Here is a 19,377-nt window from a genome sequence, read left to right as displayed (position 1 = left end):
GTAGAGAGGAAGGAATGTAAATGAAAAGTACAATAGGTGAAGTGAAACATCATGTCGGCGAGTCCGTTACTATCGGCTGTTGGCTTAACAAGAAACGCTCAAGTGGTAAAATTCAGTTTTTGCAGCTTCGTGACGGTTCGGGATATATACAAGGTGTTGTTGTTAAAAGCGAAGTGAGTGAAGAGGTGTGGGAGGCAGCTTCTAAGCTAACCCAAGAGAGCTCCTTATACATAACGGGAAATGTAAAAGAAGACACTCGCTCCAAAGGCGGTTTCGAACTCGACGTGACTGGCGTAGAAATCATTCAAATCACCGAAGAGTATCCGATTACACCGAAGGAACATGGCGTTGATTTCCTAATGGACAATCGTCACTTGTGGATTCGGAGCCCGCGTCAGCGTGCAGTTCTTGTGATTCGCGCAGAAATTATCAAAGCGGTACAAGCGTTCTTCAATGATAGAGGGTTTCATTTGGTGGATCCGCCAATTTTGACACCATCCTCTTGCGAAGGCACGACGAACTTGTTCCATACAAAATATTTCGATGAAGATGCCTTCTTGACGCAAAGCGGACAGTTATACATGGAAGCAGCTGCGATGGCACTAGGCCGCGTTTATTCCTTCGGTCCTACCTTCCGTGCAGAGAAATCCAAGACACGGAGACATCTCATCGAGTTCTGGATGATCGAGCCAGAGATGGCGTTCGTGGATCACGTAGAGAACCTTGAGGTGCAGGAGCAATTCGTATCTCATATCGTGCAGACGGTCTTGGCCAATTGCCAGGCTGAACTTGAAACGTTGGAGCGGGATACATCGAAGCTAGAGAAAATAAAAGGCAGCTTCCCACGTATCACGTACGATGAGGCTGTTGACTATTTGCAAAAGAATGGGCATGAATTCGAATGGGGCGAAGATTTCGGAGCTCCGCATGAAACAGCTATTGCAGCTCAGTACGAAACACCGGTGTTTATCACCCACTGGCCAACGGAGATTAAGGCTTTCTATATGAAACCAGATCCAAACCGTCCGGAAGTCGTGCTGTGTGCCGATATGATCGCGCCAGAGGGCTATGGCGAAATTATTGGGGGAAGTCAACGGATTGATGACCCTGAATTGATGGAACAGCGCTTCAAGGAGCACGAGCTTTCTCAAGAGGCGTATCAATGGTATTTGGATCTTCGCAAATATGGAACTGTGCCGCATTCTGGTTTCGGTTTAGGCTTAGAGCGCACGGTTGCTTGGATTTGCGGTTTGGATCATGTGCGTGAAACCATTCCATTCCCACGTTTGTTATACCGTCTATACCCTTAAATAGTGGCATTGTCCATGGGGAGAAAGGGGAAAGACGTATGAGTACGCAATCTAATACACAGATGAAGGTCGAAGCGATCCTAATGAATAGCTTCCTGGAGGGGAGTGTCGCGGTACCGAGTTTATTGCTCAAGCATTATCGCGCACTGCTTTTGAGTGAAGTTGACGTCATGACACTGATTCATTTCATATCTTTTGTTGAAAAGGATAGGAACACATTCCCGACGCTGGATGAAATCCAGGAGCGGATGTCGGCGTCACCAGATGTCGTTATTGCTAGTGTGCAGAAGCTGATTCGTGAGCAATTTATCACAATCGATGAGGAAACGCACGAAACAACAGGGTTTCGCAGCGAGCAGTATAATCTGACGCCGCTTTATAAGAAATTAGCAAAACGCGTGGCAGAGCAGCAACTGCAAGAGTTAGCAGATTTGGCGGCGATTACGCATGCACCTAGCGATGAGCGCGTGAAGAACATTTATACAACGATCGAAAATGAATTCGCTAGACCGCTAACGCCAATGGAGCTGGAAACGATCAGCAATTGGCTGGACAAAGACATGTACAAAGAAGAGTTGATCATGACAGCTTTGAAGGAAGCTGTGTTTGCTGGGAAAGTCCATTTCCGGTATATTGATCGGATTTTACTGGATTGGAGTCGCAATCGCGTCTCGACAGTAGATCAGGCCAAGGAATACTCGCAGCGGTTTCGACAGTCGCGATAAGGAAACGCCCATTTTTCACTCCGAAAGGGAGAGGAAATGGGCGTTTTTTTGCTGCTTCTCTGTGTATTTGCCAACGCGCGCGAATCCTGGGCGCGCGTTGTGTCACCGACGTATGGTGCTAACCCCGCGCCCAGCCCCGCAATTCTCCCCCCATTATGATTATTGTGTAATGAGGACTGACTGTAATGTGGAGTTACGAGTGTTATGTGAGTAATTGGTGAGTATAACGATAAAGAGATGATATTGGGGGAAAGTGGAGTAACGTAGCAAGTCACCTAGCCTGTCAAAAATGCAAAAGAGCATTTTACAAATGKGTTCTTCCCACATTTATTAGAAATTGATGCAAATAGGCATCAAATGGGAGTGATTTCAGGAGATTTGCCTGGAAGACCTTAAAAAGGTTGCCTATTTGCACGCATTTACTAATTTCGATCCTAAATAAGTAGAAAAGGTTGTATTTTTGCATTTTTGAGATAGGGAAGAGGAAGTGGAGAGGTGAGAGTGAGAGAGTGTGTGTGAGAGTGAGAGTGAGAGTGAGAGTGAGTGTGAGTGTGTGTGCGATCACTATAAAACTACGCGTTGTCTCACAGCACTCCTGAAGAGCCCTGGCTACCAGCACCCAGCCAAGTGCAAACATGCTCAAAAACCGCATAGCTACGACAACCCTGCCGTTAAGCCACGTTGTCTCCACGCCTACAACAACCACCAGCTACCCCAAGTCCACAGTATCCCGCTACGCCACAATAGCTCATCTGCCGAAATGCCACCATATTATCTAACCTGATAACATTGCCTCCGCCCCACAAACCTCAACCCCGCTTTCCCGCCATAAAGATATGGAACGAGAGGACGCTATTTGAGTTCAAATAGTCAAATAAAAAAGTTGCGGAACGTGGTTCCTCTATTTCGCCACAAACGCAAGAAATGCGCTGAAATTAACGAAATAGCGGACTGACGTTCCGCAACTTTAAATAAAAGGGTGATTTCAAGAAAATAGCAGAACCACGTTCCGTAACTGCAATCTAGAAAGTCCGCACCGCGGCTACACGTGGATTAGATTACTTTTTCAGCAAATGCAAACGGTACACATATTCGAACAAGAATTCGAATGCTTCGAGGTGACGCTTTGCTTCAAAGGCATTCGCACCCCAAGCGTAAATCCCGTGCTTACGAAGCACGATGCCTGGAATACGAGGTACAATCGCGCCTTCGACTAGTTCTGCGATACGGGGAATTTCCGCATAGTTGGGCAGAATCGGAATCTCGATCTGTGCTTCCTCATCCCAAATGTTGAACGCTTTGATCAACTCAACGCCATCAACTGGAATGCTACCACGTTCTCCATACAGCTCGGAAACTAAGTTATTGAAGATCGTGTGCACGTGGAAAATGGCGCCAGCGCCTGTTAAACGGTAAATCTCACTATGGATCAAGGTTTCCGCAGATGGCTTAAGGCCTGTAGCTTCCGTTGGCAAACCATTCTCATTGACAAGAAGGAAATCCTCAGGCGTTTGGACGGATTTATCTCTACCGCTAGATGTGATAGCGAAGGTGAAAGCACTCGGCTCAAAGCCGCCAACACGAATGGATAAGTTGCCGCTTGTCGCAGGGAACCATCCACGCGCCGCTAAATTTGCTTTGATGTCTCGTAATTCAGCGAAGGCACGCTGTTTTTCTTCTAGTAAAATACTCATTTGACGGGTTCAGCCTCCAATTGCTTAATGATATCGAAGAACGTTTCGAAAGGGTGGTACGCATAGCCCAGCCCCTCACAACGCTCGATGAGATGAGATCTGGCAAAAATCGTATCCACTAACTTAGCACCTTCAAAATCGGTGATGCTGTCTCCGATAATAATCCGCTCATAGCGCTCGGGATCGTAGGAACGAATGATGCTTGTTTTGCACATCCCGCAGTCGGTTTGACAATGGGCATCACATGGATTCGGCCATAGAATCTCGATGGTTTCCCCTTCGAATGAGCTGGCATTGCAATAAATATGATTCTCTGGAATCGCAAACGCACGAAGCAATGGATAAATAAAGAAATCAATGCCTCCGCTTGTGATCAAAAGTGTAATCCCTTGCTCCTTACAATAGGAGACAAATTCTTCAAAACCATCCCGGATTCTAGCATTGTTGATCGCATAATCGACAATCTCATCCTTCCGTGAGGTAGGCAGTAGATCGAACATCCCGCCAACACCTTCACGAATGGATATTTGCTGTGTCACAATCTGTTCAACGATGCCTTCCCAACCTTCAGGATTGAAGTGTTTCATAATCGCTACAATGTTATCGTTAACGGTGATTGTACCGTCAAAGTCACAAAAGATAATGCGTTCCTTGCTCATTCTCTAGTCCCCCATGTGTCAATAGCAGATTGTAGCTCTGGATGTGTTAGGGCGTACTCGCGTAATGATGTGCCTTGTAAAGTCGCATCAATCGCTTGGCGGAAAGCTTGTCCCCCAGCAATCGTTCCCATCGGGTGACCATGGATGCCGCCTCCGGCGTTCACGATAACATCCTGTCCGAAATCACGCAAAATGAGCGGAACTAAACCAGGATGGATACCCGCGGAAGGAACCGGGAAGCTTGGTGCTAATGTTAATTGTACATCAGTCGGTGCTTGATACGTGTAATCTTTACGTAAATCCTGCGTTAACAGCACATGCTTAATGGCCAAATTCTCTTCCTTTGGCATCACAACGGAGCCGTATGGGGAAGGGAATAATACCAAATCAGCACCAGCAAGACGCATTAATTTGCCTAGTAGAACAGAAGGGGAGATACCGTAATGTGGCGACGGATAGGTTGCTCCAGCCAAGGCAGGATGTGCCATGATCGGAATGTTAATGTCGGGATCCGAGCTTAATTCATGCAGAACATCGAAACCGTATGCCAACACATTGAAAAGCAACGCATTGGCACCAGCTGCGATGGCTTTTTTGGCTTGGGAAGCTAGTTTGGATGTTGATCCTGTCAAATTAACCGCATAGAGCAGCTTTTGACCCGTTTCCTTCGTGGCTTGTTCAGCTGCTTCAAGACAAATCGCAATGCGTTTCTCCATGGGCGTTAACGGATTTTCGAATAAAATCTCGTCATCCTTGATGAGATCGACGCCACCAGCCGCTTGTAAGTAGAACTGCTCACGCAAGGCTGGCAGTTCATACCCGACAACGGACTTGAAGATGCTCATCAGAAGCGGGCGATCATGCACACCTAGAAGATTACGAACGCCTTGCATCCCGAATTTCGGGCCGGGGAACCCAGCCAGGAAATCAGAAGAGAAGGCAAGGTCGATCAGTTTGATTTTGCCATCCATAGACAGCTTGCCGAAAACAGTCACTAACAACGCGGGGATATCCCGACTATAGTTGACATCGGGGTACGCGATGGTGATGTCCGCATAGCGGTTGGAAGCGGGTTCTCCTGCAGCAGGTTCGTGGACTTCAACGGAAACGACTTTACCCAAATGCTTCTCCATAGAAGCTTTCTGAGCCTCAGGCAGTTCCGTCCAGCTGCCAACGGTGAGACCAACTGCGATGCTTGTTGCTTTTTTATGAAAATCGGCTTTCTCATCGAAACTCCGATACGTTGCTAAACAATATGAACTCATAACGAACTTTCACCTGCTTCACTAGAATCACTTCACTTATGTTCCACTTGTTTCACAGAAACGGATTAAACTGATTTGCCAACAGTGCTGGTAGCGGCAATTTGTTCGCCCATTTCCTTCGTACGAGCGGCACAATGCAACACAGCTTGATGGATAGCTTCATCGAACTGATAGCGATCCAAAGCTTGAATAGCAGCATGCGTAGCTCCATTAGGAGACGTCACTTTGCGGCGTAATTCCGCAGGGTGCTCCATCGTATTTTGTACCATGTGTGCAGCGCCGAGCACCGTTTGGAGCGTTAATTGATTAGCATCTTCTGCGGTTAAGCCGCCTTCGATGCCCGCTTTAATCATCGCTTCCATGAGATAGTACACGTAGGCAGGGCCACTTCCGGAAATGCCAGTAAGGATTTCAAGCTTATCTTCTTCTACAATCGTAACAGTCCCAACCGCTTCAAACATTTGGATGGCAAACTGCTTGAATGTATCATTAACCTTAGACGAGAAGCTCATTCCTGTTGCGCCTAATCCGATGGTGGAGGAAGTATTTGGCATTGTACGCACAATTGGCGCATTGGTTTGCAATAGTCTTTCTGATTTCTCGATGGAAAGGCCTGCAATGACGGAAATTAACAGCTGACGCTCGCTCAAAAGCGGCCCAAGCTCTGCAAAAGATGATTCCACATCTTTCGGCTTCATACAGAGAACAACAACGTCGGCTTCTTGAATAATTGTGTTTTTCGTCGCTTGATCTGAAGTGGCTTGAACGCCATATTCGGAGCATAAAAACGCCAAGCGATCCTGATTGGAGCGATTCATCATATAAACGTTTTGCGGATTCGCGACTTTCGTCTGAATGAGTCCGCGGACGATGGCTTCAGCCATGGAGCCTGCGCCTACAAAGGCAATTTTAGCTTGCGATAACAGGATTGACATCCGTTGTTCCTCCTCTTAAGGTTTATTCGCGTATTTGTCCGGTTCCATAGACACGGTATTTGGTCGAGGTCAAAGCAGGCAGACCCATTGGGCCACGTGAATGAAGCTTCTGAGTGGAGATACCAATCTCCGCGCCAAAGCCAAACTCAAATCCATCCGTGAAACGTGTCGAAGCATTATGATAAACAGCAGCAGCATCTACTTCTTGCAGGAATTTCTCAGCATTAGCAGCATCTTCCGTCACAATACACTCGGAGTGCATCGTCCCGTAATTACGAATGTGAGCTAGCGCTTCATCTAGATCTTTAACAACTTTGATGGATAAAATATAATCCCCGTACTCCGTACCCCAATCGGCTTGTTCAGCTACCAGCATACTTGGTACCAAAGCTCTTGAACGCTCATCACCACGCAGCTCAACATGAACGCCTTGGAAGGCATCGGCAATCGCAGCTAAATGCTTATCCGCAATGGCTTCGTGTACAAGCAAAGTCTCCATACTATTACAAACAGAAGGACGTTGTGCCTTCGCATTAATCCCGATTCGAATTGCCATATCGAGCTGTGCACTTTGATCTATAAAAGTATGACACACCCCTGCACCTGTTTCAATGACTGGGACGGACGCGTTATTGACAACATTTTGAATAAGTGAGTGTCCACCACGCGGAATTAGCACGTCAATGAGGCCATTCAGCTTCAGCATTTCATCGACGGAGCTGCGATCTGCGCTTAGGATTAATTGCAGGGCATCTGCCGGCAGGTCAGAACGCTCTAAAGCTGTATGCAGTACCTCCACAATTTTCTCATTCGAAAATAGGGCTGAAGATCCGCCACGGAGCACAACAGCGTTGCCTGTTTTGAGACAAAGACCAGCCGCATCGACCGTGACATTCGGTCTAGCTTCATAAATAATGCCGATAACGCCGAGGGGTACACGGATTTTGCGAATGCGCAGACCATTAGGGCGATCAAATGATTCAAGCGTATCTCCGATTGGATCAGGAAGCTCAGCGATTTGACGAAGACCTTCGGCCATCGCCGCAATGCGCGTTTCGTTTAACGCCAATCGGTCTAGTAGAGATGCGCTAGTGCCTAGCTCTTTGCCACGCTGCAAATCCTTGCTGTTAGCTTCAATGATCGCTTGTTGCTCCGTAATTAAGGCGTCTGCCATTAGCAGCAAGGCTGCATTTTTTTGCTCAGTTGTAAGATTGCCCATTGCTTGGGCAGCTTGTTTAGCAAGCTTAGATTTTGTAATCACTTCACTCATGGGGAGACCTCCTAGTTAAATATGGATTGGCAATGCGTTAACAATTGTTCCACGTTCAGTTCATAGACCTCGCCTTTACGGCGTTCTTTGCATTCTATAATTCGCTCGCTCGTTTTCTTACCAACGTTTAATCGTAAAGGGAACCCGAGTAAATCCGCATCATTGAATTTCACACCAGGGCGTTCTTCACGATCATCCCACAGGACTGAATAGCCTGCATTGGTTAAGGCGTGATAGATCTCTTCGGATAATGTCATTTGGGCTTCATCCTTCACTTGAACGGTTAACAGATGAATGGAATAAGGAGCAATGGCATTTGGCCAAATGATGCCTCGCTCATCCTGGTGCTGTTCAATAACAGCAGCTAGAACACGAGAGACGCCGATGCCATAACAGCCCATGATCATTGGCTCGGAGACGCCATTTTCATCGCTGAACGTAGCTCCAAGGGATTCACTATATTTGGTACCAAGCTTGAATACGTGCCCAACTTCAATGCCTTTGGCAAAAGCGAGTTCATGCCCGCAATGCATACAGCTTTCTCCTTGGCCCACATTGCGAACATCAGCAAAGGTTAATGCACCAAGATCACGCTGCACATCTACGTGCTGAAGATGATAGTCTGCTTCATTGGCGCCAACAACGGCGTTATTTAAGCCTTGAATCGATGTGTCTGCAAGTAATTTGACGGATGATAGACCAAGCGGCCCAATAAACCCGGCTATCGAACCAAGCGCTTTGATTTCAGCTTCGGATAGCATCGTGATTTCATCTACACCGAGAACCTGCTTCAGCTTGATCTCATTGATTTCGAGATCTCCACGGATGAGCACGATCACAGGCGCGCCTTCCGCTTGGATGGCAACGGATTTGATAATTTGCTGCGGTTCAATGGTAAGGAATTGGCTTAATTGTTTGATGCTCGTTACGCCAGGCGTGAGTATTTTCGTTGGTTGTGCATGTGGCACACCGGTAGATGAGGTACCTTCGTTGGTAATTACGCCAGTGGCTTTCTCCAAGTTAGCCGCATACTGACAGGATGGACAATGTACAATCGTATCCTCACCCACATCTGCCAAGGCCATGAATTCATGCGTATCCGTACCGCCAATCGCGCCGGAATCGGCTTCAACTGCTCGGAATTGTAAACCGCATCGTGTGAAAATGTTAACATAAGCATCGAACATCGCTTGATAACTCGCGTCAAGTCCGCTTGCGGAGCGATCAAAGGAGTACGCATCCTTCATAAGGAATTCACGGCCACGCAGCAGGCCGAAGCGAGGTCTGCGCTCATCGCGATATTTCGTTTGGATTTGATATAGCGTGACAGGTAACTTTTTATAAGAATGAATCTCATCTTTAACGAGTGTTGTAATGACTTCTTCATGTGTAGCGCCTAAAGCAAACTCACGACCATTGCGGTCTTCAAGCCGCATTAATTCAGGACCGTAGACATCCCAACGACCTGAGGCTTTCCATAATTCGGCAGGATGGAGGGCAGGCATGAGCATTTCTTGTGCACCAGCGCGGTCCATTTCTTCACGTACGATCGTTTGAATATGTTGAAGGGCCTTAAGACCCAAGGGTAAGTAGGAATAAATACCGCTGGATAACTGTCGAATGAGTCCTGCTCGCAGCATGAGTCGGTGACTGGCTGCCTCGGCATCTCCCGGTACATCTCGTAATGTTGGGTTTAGTAATCGTTGTTGTCTCATGTCAAAGGCACCCATTCATCGCGGTGGATTACTTCGATGCGTGAAACTTCGACACGCTTCTGGACTTCGTCGGTCGATAGGCCTGCCGCGGCTTGCACTTGCCAAGCCGCATAATTGACGACGCCGCGGCCCAGCAGCGCGCCTTCACTGCAAATCACCTCGACGACGTCGCCGGGGTGGAAGTCGCCAACCGCTGCCGTGATGCCAGCGGGGAGCAGGCTCTTCCCACCGTTGATCAAGGCCGCCTTGGCGCCTTGATCAACGATGATTTGCCCTTGGGGCAGCGAGTGGAAGCCGACCCACTGCTTCTTGACCGGCAGATTGTTCAGCGCCGTGTCAAAATACGTTCCCTTGCCCGTTCCGCCAACGGCAAGGTTCAGATCACCCTCCTCCAGCACGCGCCCGATGAAGACCGGCACGCCCCCGCGCATCGCGATGCGCGCGGCCTCGACCTTGGAGCGCATGCCGCCGGTGCCGACCGCGCTCCCAGAGCCTCCAGCGAAGCTGAACAGCTCATCGCTGATGGCGTCTACGCGATCGATACGCTGTGCGTTCGCGTTCTTGCGAGGATCGTCCGTGTATAGGCCGTCCATATCGGTAATGATGATCAATTTGTTCGCTTTGACCAAATTGCCTACCAATGCCGACAACGTATCATTGTCGCCGAATTTCAATTCATCTACCGAGACGGTGTCGTTMTCGTTAATAATCGGGACGACGCCGCGCTGCAGGAGCTCGTCAATCGTCATCATCGCGTTCTGCACGCGCTTGCGGTTGGAGAAGTCGTACCGAGTCAGTAGAATTTGCGCCACGCTTACGCTGTGGGAGGCAAATGCTTCATGGTACGCCTGCATTAAGAGCGCTTGGCCGACGGCTGCGGCGGCCTGCTTCTCGTGCAGCACCTTGGGCCGTGTGCGGTAGCCAAGGGAGGTGAAGCCTGCGGCTACTGCGCCTGAGGTCACGAGCAGCACTTGGCTGCCGCTGCGCTGCAATTGTGCGAGTTCAGCCGCAAAAAAACGTATTTTATCCGGATTCAAGCCACCCGTATCTGAGGTTAATGAGGAGCTGCCGATTTTGACGACGATTCGCTGAGTCATGTTCATCCCATCCTTCGATTTAACTATGTAGATACAAAAAAGACTCCCGTCCTTAAAACATAAGGACGAAAGTCTGTTGCTTCCGCGGTACCACCTTAGATTAGCGCATATCAAATAGAAAGCACTCAACTCTAGATTCCCTGTATAACAGTAGGGTTCTGTTCAACTCATCGTTGACGGTTCAGGGGCGGGTTCGGATTCGGTTCACGGTAAGCTCTCTCAGTCGGGTGGAGCTTACTCCCTGGTTACGTGCGGCACGATTCGTACTATTCCCATCATAACGTTGCTGTTTGGAATTTTTATTCTATCTAGAATAGCATGGTAGTCGAGTCTTTGTAAAGGTATAAATGGCTTGCCATTAAAGACCTTTGGATACTTAGGTGTTAAAAAAGATTTAATTTCCCAATCCGCTGCACAGCTTCTTCCAACCGTGCTTCCGAAGAAAGAAGGCCCAGTCGGACGTAGCCCTCACCGTGCGTTCCGAAACCAACGCCTGGTGCAACGACAACTTTAGCTTCTTCCAGAAGTAAATCTGCAAGACTCTGTGAGGAATGACCTTTCGGTACTGGCAGCCACGAGAAGAAGGATCCTTGCGATGGCTTTGCGTTCCAGCCGATGCTGGCAAGTGCCGTATACAACGCGTTCCTACGACTTTCGTACACATCACGCAGTTCTGTGACACAGTCTTGTGAGGACGTTAAAGCTGTAGCCGCCGCCGCTTGGATACCGCCAAACAAAGAGCAATAGTAGTGATCTTGCATCAAGTTAATGAGACGAATGACTTCTTTGTTGCCAAGGGCAAAGCCTACACGCCAGCCGGCCATATTGTATGTTTTGGACAAGGTATAGAACTCAATGCCTACTTCCTTGGCTCCAGGGGTTTGCAGGAATGAGATCGGCTTCTGACCATCAAATCCAATAGCTCCATAGGCGAAATCACTGGCAACAACGACACCATTTTTCTCAGCGAAGGCAACTGTTTCCTCATAAAAAGAAGCAGGAGCTGTCGCACCCGTCGGATTGTTCGGATAATTAATGAACATCAGCTTAGCACGGTCCAGATCAGACAGCTTTAACTGCGAATAGTCAGGCAGGAAGTTATTTTCCTCACGTAACGGCATGAATGCCATTTCGGCATGGGCTAGTGCGACACCTGACCAATAATCAGGATAGCCAGGATCAGGAACTAGGCAAACATCGCCAGGATTCAATAAACATTGGGCAATTTCGATGAGACCTGTTTTGCCGCCGAACAAGATCGCAACTTCGCTATCGGGATCTAGATCCACGTTGTGATCCTCTTTATAACGCTGTGCAATCGCCTGTTTCAGAAATGGAAAACCGCTGAATGGCGGATATTTATGATACAACGGATTCGCAGAAGCTTCCTGTATGGAAGTCACAATATGCGGAGGCGTAGGACGGTCAGGATTCCCTTGGCCTAAATTAATGACATCATGGCCAGCGGCGATTTGTGCATTTGCTTTACCAACGAGCGTTGCGAAGAATTGTGTAGGCAGGCCCTTCATTCTTTCAGCTGGTTGTATGGCAAATCGAGAAGTTGTTGAAGATACGTTTGTCACGATTTAATTCACACTCCGGAGGTCGGGATTTTAAACTATACCCTAAATGTAACATGATTAATCTTTTTTTCATAGTCGATGAAGATAATCGATTGTACTTCATTTTGACATTGACATATGATGGAACCATAGATCGGCGAAGGAGATGAATGAGGATGACAAATCAAGCTCATGTAGCGGATGTTTTTCTGCAGGAATCGATACGTGCTTTTCAAAGTATGAAGAAGTTGGGCGATAAATCATTTGCCCAGACAAATGAGGTCTTCTTTTATCAGACTATAGATGAAGGGTCGAATTCCCTTGAAGTGATCATCAAGCATATGCATGGCAATATGTTGTCCCGTTGGACCGATTTTCTAACCACGGATGGTGAAAAAGAATGGCGAGATCGCGATGCTGAGTTTGAAGGGGATCGACTTTCCCGGGAACCATTACTAGCGCTTTGGGAAGATGGCTGGCAAGTGTTGTTTACAACCCTCGGCTCATTAACTTCCGAGAATGTGCTTTCACAGGTGCTTATTCGAGGTGAGAGTCATACTGTCTTACAGGCTATTCAGCGTCAAGTGTCGCATTATGGGTATCATGTTGGGCAAATTGTTTTGTTGTGCAAGCATTGGTCTTCTCAGGATTGGCAGACGCTCAGCATCGCAAGAGGTCAGTCTAAGCTTTTTAAACCTACGATGTAGTATAGTCCGATTTGCATGGCAAGTGAATGTTGAGTTAAACGCATATTTCGACTAGTATGTACACATACGCATTTTTCTTGTTCCTGGAAGGAGTATTTCGCTATGTCTTCACAATTACTTAATGTTGCTCTAATTCAAATGGATATTACAATCGGAAATCCGAATGCGAACTTTGCTCATTTAGAGAAGTTACTTTTGGAAGCCGTTGAAGCGGCACAGAAACCTGATGTCCTTATTTTTCCCGAAATGTGGAATACAGGCTATGCTTTAACAGAAATTCATGAGCTGGCCGATGTAAATGGTGAGAGAACGAAAACGTTCTTGAGCAATTTTGCGCGGACTCATCAAGTGAACATTATTGGTGGATCGATTGCGGATAAAAAAGAAGATCGTGTGCTCAACACGATTTATGCATGGGATCGCGAAGGTAACGAAATCGCAGAATATTCCAAAATTCATCTGTTCCGTCTTATGGATGAGGAGAAATTTTTGCACAGTGGAGAGCAACTAGGCTTGTTTGAGCTAGAAGGTGTGCCTGCTGGGGCGATGATTTGTTATGATATTCGTTTTCCGGAGCTGTCACGTAAATTAGCGTTAGATGGAGCACGTATTTTGTTCGTGCCTGCAGAATGGCCGCATCCACGCCTGCACCACTGGCGTACATTGCTTATGGCGCGAGCGATTGAGAATCAAATGTACGTCGTTTCTTGCAATCGCGTTGGGACGAGCGGTACGACCAATTTCTTTGGACATTCGATGGTCATCGACCCTTGGGGCGAGGTTTTGGTTGAAGGTGATGAAAGTGAAGCGATCTTGCGTGCGACAATCGATTTAGAAGAAGTTGTCCGCGTTCGAGGTAAGATCCCCGTTTTTGAAGATCGCCGGCCCCATTTATATTAAAGGATGTTCTTAAAGTCGTCTTTTGATCGCGAAGCAAACCAGGTAGTATTTCGACATCGAATCTTGTGTTAACCTGTGAAATCCGGTGCTCATGTAGGTTTTGCCTACACTCCGCTCCTCCTTCTTCAGGTTCTCACAACCTTCTCGGCGCTGAAAACCCAACTATTAGAACTCTTATTATATTGGGAGATTGATTTTTGCTGCGATATTCTGTAAACTAAGACCAATTGAATGATCAATTATGGCTGTGAAGGATGAATAGTACTTGACGGACTTCATGTTCAGCGAGCTGGGGATGGTGAAAGCCCAGAATGAAGGTCAAGGAAACGGCTATCCGGAGCCTATACGATAAAGGGGATATATGCTTGTATCAGGTATATCAACTAGGGTGGAACCGCGGGTGCTAAAGCTCTCGTCCCTAGGCATTATTTGATGCCTTTGGATGTTGAGCTTTTTTGATGTTTGCTCATATCCAAACGGTATTGTCATCGGGCGAAGACCCACATAGAAGAAGCTTAAGGAGCGATTGAACAATGAGTGTAACAATGGAGCAAGTCGTCGCATTGGCGAAGCACAGAGGTTTCGTATTCCCAGGTTCAGAAATTTATGGCGGTTTGGCAAATACGTGGGATTACGGCCCGCTTGGTGTTGAGTTGAAAAACAACATTAAACGCGCATGGTGGAAAAAATTCATTCAAGAATCCCCTTATAACGTAGGATTAGACGCAGCGATCTTGATGAACCCGCAAGCATGGGTGGCATCCGGTCACGTTGGTAACTTCAACGATCCAATGATCGATTGCAAAAGCTGTAAAGCCCGTCACCGTGCGGATAAATTGATCGAAAACAAGCTGGCTGAGAAGGATATCGAAATCATCGTTGATGGCATGACGTTCGATGACATGATGAAATTGATCGTGGAACACAACATCGTGTGTCCAGATTGCGGAAGCAAAGATTTCACAGATATTCGTCAATTCAACCTGATGTTCAAAACGTTCCAAGGCGTAACAGAAGCAAGCTCCAACGTTGTATACCTTCGTCCGGAAACAGCACAAGGGATCTTCGTTAACTTCAAAAACGCACAACGTACGATGCGTAAGAAACTGCCATTTGGTATCGGTCAAATCGGTAAAAGCTTCCGTAACGAAATCACGCCGGGTAACTTTACGTTCCGTACGCGTGAATTCGAACAAATGGAGCTTGAGTTCTTCTGCAAACCAGGTGAAGACATGAAATGGTTCGAGTACTGGAGAAGCTTCTGCCATAACTGGTTGCTTTCCCTAGGTGCAAAAGCCGATAATCTTCGTCTTCGTGATCATAACGAAGATGAGTTGTCTCACTATAGTAACGCGACAACGGATATTGAGTACAAATTCCCGTTCGGTTGGGGCGAACTTTGGGGTATCGCGGATCGTACAGACTTCGATTTGAAGCAGCACATGGCGCATTCCGGTGAAGATTTCAACTACATCGAGCCTGAGACGAATGAGCGTTATGTTCCTTATTGTATCGAGCCTTCCCTAGGGGCTGACCGTGTTACTTTGGCGCTTCTGATTGATGCGTTTGAAGAGCAAAAACTTGAGGGTGATGACAGCCGAACAGTGCTTCACTTCCACCCTGCATTGGCTCCAATGAAAGCAGCGATTTTCCCACTTTCCAAGAAGTTAAATGAAGGTGCACAGGCTGTATTTGCTGATCTAGCGAAGCATTTCATGGTGGATTATGATGATACTGGTTCGATTGGTAAACGTTACCGTCGTCATGACGAGATCGGTACGCCATTCTGTATCACGTATGACTTTGAATCCGAAACAGATGGTCAAGTAACGGTTCGCGATCGTGATACGATGGTTCAAACGCGTATGCCGATTTCTGAATTGAAAGCCTTTATCGAAAATGCCCTACAATTCTAATCGTTAAATAGATGAAACCCCCTTGTAAGCTCGTCAAAACGACGTAGGCTTGCAAGGGGTTTTTGTCTTCTAGATAACATAATCTAAAACTTCGCTGTAAGGTAAGTAACGTCGAACTTCACGCAGCGGCGGTGTATACACATGGAGTGAAATAGCCGGTTCATGAAATGGATTGCTTAACTGGTGAATTTGATCTGCAGGCGCAGTGAAATATTCCCCTGCTTGGATGAAGTCATCCTTTTGAGCAATAGGATAGCCTTCTGTATCTAATGAGAAGGTTGAATTCACTAAGGATCCTGAGACTAAATAAGCCGCGCCAATGGACAAGCCATGATTATGGATGGCTGTAGAGCGAGAAGCCGGAATGTGAATGACGATAACTTCCAGTTCGGGTGAGCTAAACACCACATTTCTGCCATAGGGTAGTTGAGAGGGCTCGGTTTTGAATTCTGGAACGAAGAGTAGATGTCTCTCTATCGATTGTAGTGCCTCTTTTAATTGTTCCAGTGTTGGTGCATGCAACTTACAGAATGTCTGTTCAATTGCTCTAATGAGCGTCATTGGCATCTCGCCTCCTAGGCATTCTTATCTCTTTATCAACATTATTTGGTGAATGGATAAGTTTTTTTTATATAATATGCCTTCAGTTTCGAAAAGGTTAGGGGATATTCGAACAATTTTTTGAGTGGATATTAGAATTGATTAATTCTAGTGGAAGAAAGATGAGTGGAGATAGTCGAATAATCGACTAATTMAGGCGGAATAGTAGCAAATAGTTGAAGCGGTTAGCAGATTTAGTAGCGATTATCAGGGATCCTTTTAAAACAGGACACTTTTTTCGTATATATCCTACGAACGGCACATGCCAAGAATCCTTAATCATGATGGAAAACCTGTGAACGCTGTCTTTTTGTAGTGCAAGTATACTATCTTACTAGAATTACTACCTTTGCACTATTTCAAGCATTCGATTTGAGCCTTATAGTTAGTGACACATGCGCGAAAAATACATAAATTTGTAAAGGTTGTGAAGATAGGGGCGACGGCATACGACAAATAATTCAATTCTACTCACAGCATGGATGCTAGTTCATTTCGGGGTTACATAGGGAAAGGGAGTGGGATTGATGAAAGGTTTAGCTGAAGAGACGCAAATGCATGAATTTACAGAGAGAGTCGGCATCTCACAAGCGGAGATAGCCAAGCTACATGAGAAATCATTTCTTAATGGCGTTCAAAGAGATTCGACGCGCGTGAGGTTTCGCGTGCAAGGAAAGATGATGGAACGGCTACTAGCTAAAAACCAAGGACTCATGGATGTCATCCTTCGGCAAGCACATCTGAAGACGAACACCTTCTACTTTCCTAATTTACTGATGGTCACGGATAATCATGGTGTCATCTTAACGATTAATGGGGATGAACGATCCATCTTGCAAGCCGCGAATTTGAACAACATCGGGATTGGATCTTCGTTATCGTTGTCTAGTGCGGGGACCAATGCGGTTTCGGCAGCTATTGAACTTCAGCGTCCAGTTTGGATAAGCGGGGAGGATCACTATCTGGATACGATGCACAACTGGGTGACAATGTGCGTTCCGATTCAAACAGCGGATAGTCAGATCATCGGCTACTTAGTTTTGACTGCCTTTCAGTATATTTCAGCACCTTTTATGTATCCATGTATCAAATCGATTGCTCTTCTGCTTGAATATGAGCTCAGAAAGACCGAATTGCAAAGTAAAACATGGTTCGTTGAGGAAATGCTGGAAGAACGATTGAAAGCTTTCAAGCTAACGCTGCGTGAAAAGGAAGTCGCGACGTATTGGTTGCTTGATTACGATTATAAGCAAATCGGCAAAGTCTTGGGGATCAGTGAAAATACGGTGCGTGTCTATGTAACGAAAATCAATCGCAAGTTGAAAGTCAATTCCAAAGCATCATTGATACTTAGTGTTCTTGGCGCTATTTAGAGTTTACACCAAGAAGACATACATATGCATTACATAATCTTTATACATATTGACGTATTAAGCTGAGAAATGGTTCAAATTGTAGAAAAAAGCTTCGATCTTTCACGATGTATGTGGGGATTGGGGCTTTTTTTATATGTTCAACGTCCATAGGACTTGAATTAATAGAAAGATTTGTAGTGAAAAACAAGCAGCGGCCCGAGAAGTTCGGGTTTTCTACGAGTAAATACCATGGAAATCCCTTACATGCTTTGGCATGGTTAGAATTTACATATACGATGAAGACCCATTTTTTAAGGAATTTGCTGAAAAAGCGCGTTCGATCAGATATATATGCAAGTGATATATAGAAGTTGTTAATTTTACAAGGCCAATGGGCGCATCGAAAGAACTATATGAAACCGCTTCCTAAGTACGACCTCATTAGCGAAATCCCGACTTCAGCCCCCTGTTTCTGCCCCCAACTAGATTGAATTCCCTATAAAATAGCGTCTGAATGGCTAACGTGGCTTAAGAATTATAGTTCATGCATTAGGTCATTTGAATTAATAAATATGTATGATTTGCTCTACAGAAATTACCGTCTATATTTGAGGCATCCCACCGAAACGGGAGGGAAAATGTCGAGCTTTGAGGGACGGTTGGCTATGAGACAAAGAAGAAGGGCCTTGATCCTGCAGCCTATTAAATGGATTCTTCTTCTAGGCGTCGTCGGTTCTGGAAGTGTATATGGATTATCGGCGGCAGGGTTCATTGAGTGGAATTCAGAACACAAACTGGAAAGCTTGATGTTCTGGAAAAACACGGATCATGCTTCAACGAAAGAAACAGCGCTTGCAGCTGGCGTGGACAAAGAAAGTGCGAAGCCATCGGTTAATCCGGTATCAACGCCAACAACTACGGCCACGGCATCACCAACAGCTGTACCTGCTAGTACACCTATAAGTACAGCAGCAACAACTTCAGCAGACAAGACGTCAACATCGGGTCTGCAAGTCATTTCGCAAGCGCAGAGTATTGTTGCTGTAAATGCGAATGAGAAATCATGGCTAGAGCAGGTGGGACTGATCAAGATTGAGTCAGGGAAGCTATTTTCCTTCCAGGCTTGGTTGACCGAGATCAGCAAAGGCAAAATGCCTGAGAAGAAGGCAGATGAGTTATCGCATGTGGCATCCTTATTGTATGAAGCTGCACTGCGTGCTGGCATGCAAGTAGGTGAACGTTATCCGCATCAAGATAATCCCGCTTATGCAGCTGCTGGATTCGATGTTAATTTTCAAAGCGAGCTGAAAGATTTAACCTTCTATAATTCAATCGGCGTACCCATAACAGTTGGCGTGATATACAACGGGGAAACACCTGTTGTTACGTTCAATGGGAAACCGAAAACGGATTGGAAAGCTCCGAAAATTACGGTTAGTAAAGAAGTATTCGCACCAGAGAGTATTGTACTCACGGATTTTACACTGGCTGGTCAAGGTGATAAACGTAGTGAAGGTCAATCAGGACTTCTAGTCAAGGTATTCGCTGATGTGAAGAATGATGGCAAGAACGAGTTGAAATATAAAGATTACTACGCACCGCATCCCATTGTCATTGCGAAGGCGCCAACAGCGGAAGAGCTGAAATCACCTTAAATCACTTGTTAG

At 46.3% G+C, this 19,377-nt stretch carries 16 protein-coding genes; 7 read left to right on the top strand and 9 right to left on the bottom strand.

The features are described from left to right. The first annotated feature begins 20 nt into the window (after positions 1 to 20). Positions 21 to 1,310, top strand: a complete 1,290-nt coding sequence (gene asnS / locus AB4114_RS01050) for an asparagine--tRNA ligase (protein WP_441986735.1) — start codon at positions 21 to 23, stop codon at positions 1,308 to 1,310. 38 nt (positions 1,311 to 1,348) lie between these two features. After that, complete coding sequence (locus AB4114_RS01045; protein ID WP_441986734.1) at positions 1,349 to 2,035, top strand: DnaD domain-containing protein; 687 nt, start codon at positions 1,349 to 1,351, stop codon at positions 2,033 to 2,035. A 1,058-nt stretch (positions 2,036 to 3,093) separates the two neighbouring features. Here AB4114_RS01045 and mtnB read toward each other — a convergent pair. The 8 genes from mtnB to AB4114_RS01005 all read right to left on the bottom strand — a co-directional run bounded on the left by mtnB (position 3,094) and on the right by AB4114_RS01005 (position 12,253). Beyond that, positions 3,094 to 3,729, bottom strand: coding sequence for a methylthioribulose 1-phosphate dehydratase (gene mtnB / locus AB4114_RS01040; RefSeq protein ID WP_441986733.1), 636 nt, complete (start codon positions 3,727 to 3,729; stop codon positions 3,094 to 3,096). Next, positions 3,726 to 4,388, bottom strand: a complete 663-nt coding sequence (locus AB4114_RS01035; RefSeq protein WP_441986732.1) for a 2-hydroxy-3-keto-5-methylthiopentenyl-1-phosphate phosphatase — start codon at positions 4,386 to 4,388, stop codon at positions 3,726 to 3,728. Before AB4114_RS01035 ends, mtnB begins: the two co-directional genes overlap by 4 nt. Continuing rightward, complete coding sequence (locus tag AB4114_RS01030; RefSeq protein WP_441986731.1) at positions 4,385 to 5,653, bottom strand: 2,3-diketo-5-methylthiopentyl-1-phosphate enolase; 1,269 nt, start codon at positions 5,651 to 5,653, stop codon at positions 4,385 to 4,387. The genes AB4114_RS01035 and AB4114_RS01030 overlap by 4 nt, the downstream gene beginning before the upstream one ends. A 65-nt stretch (positions 5,654 to 5,718) precedes the next feature. Continuing rightward, a complete protein-coding gene (gene proC / locus AB4114_RS01025) occupies positions 5,719 to 6,588 on the bottom strand; it encodes a pyrroline-5-carboxylate reductase (protein ID WP_441986730.1) in 870 nt (289 codons plus the stop codon). A 22-nt stretch (positions 6,589 to 6,610) separates the two neighbouring features. Further along, positions 6,611 to 7,858: a glutamate-5-semialdehyde dehydrogenase gene (locus tag AB4114_RS01020; protein ID WP_441986729.1), complete on the bottom strand. Its 1,248-nt coding sequence runs from the start codon at positions 7,856 to 7,858 to the stop codon at positions 6,611 to 6,613. An 11-nt stretch (positions 7,859 to 7,869) separates the two neighbouring features. Further along, a complete protein-coding gene (locus AB4114_RS01015; protein ID WP_441986728.1) occupies positions 7,870 to 9,573 on the bottom strand; it encodes a proline--tRNA ligase in 1,704 nt (567 codons plus the stop codon). Next, complete coding sequence (gene proB / locus AB4114_RS01010) at positions 9,570 to 10,670, bottom strand: glutamate 5-kinase (protein WP_441986727.1); 1,101 nt, start codon at positions 10,668 to 10,670, stop codon at positions 9,570 to 9,572. The genes AB4114_RS01015 and proB overlap by 4 nt, the downstream gene beginning before the upstream one ends. A gap of 383 nt (positions 10,671 to 11,053) precedes the next feature. Further along, positions 11,054 to 12,253: a pyridoxal phosphate-dependent aminotransferase gene (locus AB4114_RS01005; protein ID WP_441986726.1), complete on the bottom strand. Its 1,200-nt coding sequence runs from the start codon at positions 12,251 to 12,253 to the stop codon at positions 11,054 to 11,056. Between the two features lie 155 nt (positions 12,254 to 12,408). On the opposite strand from AB4114_RS01005, the gene AB4114_RS01000 reads away from it, so the two are divergent. The 3 genes from AB4114_RS01000 to AB4114_RS00990 all read left to right on the top strand — a co-directional run bounded on the left by AB4114_RS01000 (position 12,409) and on the right by AB4114_RS00990 (position 15,755). Continuing rightward, the gene (locus AB4114_RS01000; RefSeq protein ID WP_441986725.1) at positions 12,409 to 12,939 is read left to right on the top strand and encodes a DUF1572 family protein; all 531 of its coding nucleotides are present in this window, start codon (positions 12,409 to 12,411) and stop codon (positions 12,937 to 12,939) included. A 102-nt stretch (positions 12,940 to 13,041) separates the two neighbouring features. Then, the gene (locus AB4114_RS00995; RefSeq protein ID WP_441986724.1) at positions 13,042 to 13,839 is read left to right on the top strand and encodes a carbon-nitrogen family hydrolase; all 798 of its coding nucleotides are present in this window, start codon (positions 13,042 to 13,044) and stop codon (positions 13,837 to 13,839) included. A gap of 533 nt (positions 13,840 to 14,372) precedes the next feature. Continuing rightward, a complete protein-coding gene (locus tag AB4114_RS00990) occupies positions 14,373 to 15,755 on the top strand; it encodes a glycine--tRNA ligase (protein ID WP_441986723.1) in 1,383 nt (460 codons plus the stop codon). Positions 15,756 to 15,824: 69 nt separating this feature from the next. Here the strand turns inward: AB4114_RS00990 and AB4114_RS00985 are convergent, their stop codons facing one another. Beyond that, complete coding sequence (locus AB4114_RS00985) at positions 15,825 to 16,316, bottom strand: cysteine dioxygenase (protein WP_441986722.1); 492 nt, start codon at positions 16,314 to 16,316, stop codon at positions 15,825 to 15,827. 566 nt (positions 16,317 to 16,882) lie between these two features. On the opposite strand from AB4114_RS00985, the gene AB4114_RS00980 reads away from it, so the two are divergent. Beyond that, positions 16,883 to 17,728, top strand: coding sequence for a LuxR C-terminal-related transcriptional regulator (locus AB4114_RS00980; protein ID WP_441986721.1), 846 nt, complete (start codon positions 16,883 to 16,885; stop codon positions 17,726 to 17,728). Between the two features lie 647 nt (positions 17,729 to 18,375). Next, complete coding sequence (locus AB4114_RS00975) at positions 18,376 to 19,365, top strand: VanW family protein (RefSeq protein ID WP_441986720.1); 990 nt, start codon at positions 18,376 to 18,378, stop codon at positions 19,363 to 19,365. Positions 19,366 to 19,377: the final 12 nt, after the last annotated feature.

It is taken from the genome of Paenibacillus sp. 2RAB27 (assembly GCF_052115445.1).
Lineage (GTDB): Bacteria > Bacillota > Bacilli > Paenibacillales > NBRC-103111 > Paenibacillus_E.
The sequence above is the reverse complement of the archived record's forward strand: the minus strand, read 5'-3'. Positions and strand labels throughout refer to the sequence as shown.

What these genes read in the sequence shown, in the direction of transcription:
- AB4114_RS00985 (WP_441986722.1), bottom strand. Translation starts at nt 16,316, where the DNA reads ATGACGCTCATTAGAGCAATTGAACAGACATTCTGTAAGTTGCATGCA.
- AB4114_RS00995 (WP_441986724.1), top strand. Translation starts at nt 13,042, where the DNA reads ATGTCTTCACAATTACTTAATGTTGCTCTAATTCAAATGGATATTACA.
- AB4114_RS00990 (WP_441986723.1), top strand. Translation starts at nt 14,373, where the DNA reads ATGAGTGTAACAATGGAGCAAGTCGTCGCATTGGCGAAGCACAGAGGT.
- AB4114_RS01020 (WP_441986729.1), bottom strand. Translation starts at nt 7,858, where the DNA reads ATGAGTGAAGTGATTACAAAATCTAAGCTTGCTAAACAAGCTGCCCAA.
- asnS (WP_441986735.1), top strand. Translation starts at nt 21, where the DNA reads ATGAAAAGTACAATAGGTGAAGTGAAACATCATGTCGGCGAGTCCGTT.
- mtnB (WP_441986733.1), bottom strand. Translation starts at nt 3,729, where the DNA reads ATGAGTATTTTACTAGAAGAAAAACAGCGTGCCTTCGCTGAATTACGA.
- AB4114_RS01030 (WP_441986731.1), bottom strand. Translation starts at nt 5,653, where the DNA reads ATGAGTTCATATTGTTTAGCAACGTATCGGAGTTTCGATGAGAAAGCC.
- AB4114_RS01045 (WP_441986734.1), top strand. Translation starts at nt 1,349, where the DNA reads ATGAGTACGCAATCTAATACACAGATGAAGGTCGAAGCGATCCTAATG.
- AB4114_RS01035 (WP_441986732.1), bottom strand. Translation starts at nt 4,388, where the DNA reads ATGAGCAAGGAACGCATTATCTTTTGTGACTTTGACGGTACAATCACC.
- proC (WP_441986730.1), bottom strand. Translation starts at nt 6,588, where the DNA reads ATGTCAATCCTGTTATCGCAAGCTAAAATTGCCTTTGTAGGCGCAGGC.
- AB4114_RS00980 (WP_441986721.1), top strand. Translation starts at nt 16,883, where the DNA reads ATGAAAGGTTTAGCTGAAGAGACGCAAATGCATGAATTTACAGAGAGA.
- AB4114_RS00975 (WP_441986720.1), top strand. Translation starts at nt 18,376, where the DNA reads ATGAGACAAAGAAGAAGGGCCTTGATCCTGCAGCCTATTAAATGGATT.
- AB4114_RS01015 (WP_441986728.1), bottom strand. Translation starts at nt 9,573, where the DNA reads ATGAGACAACAACGATTACTAAACCCAACATTACGAGATGTACCGGGA.
- AB4114_RS01000 (WP_441986725.1), top strand. Translation starts at nt 12,409, where the DNA reads ATGACAAATCAAGCTCATGTAGCGGATGTTTTTCTGCAGGAATCGATA.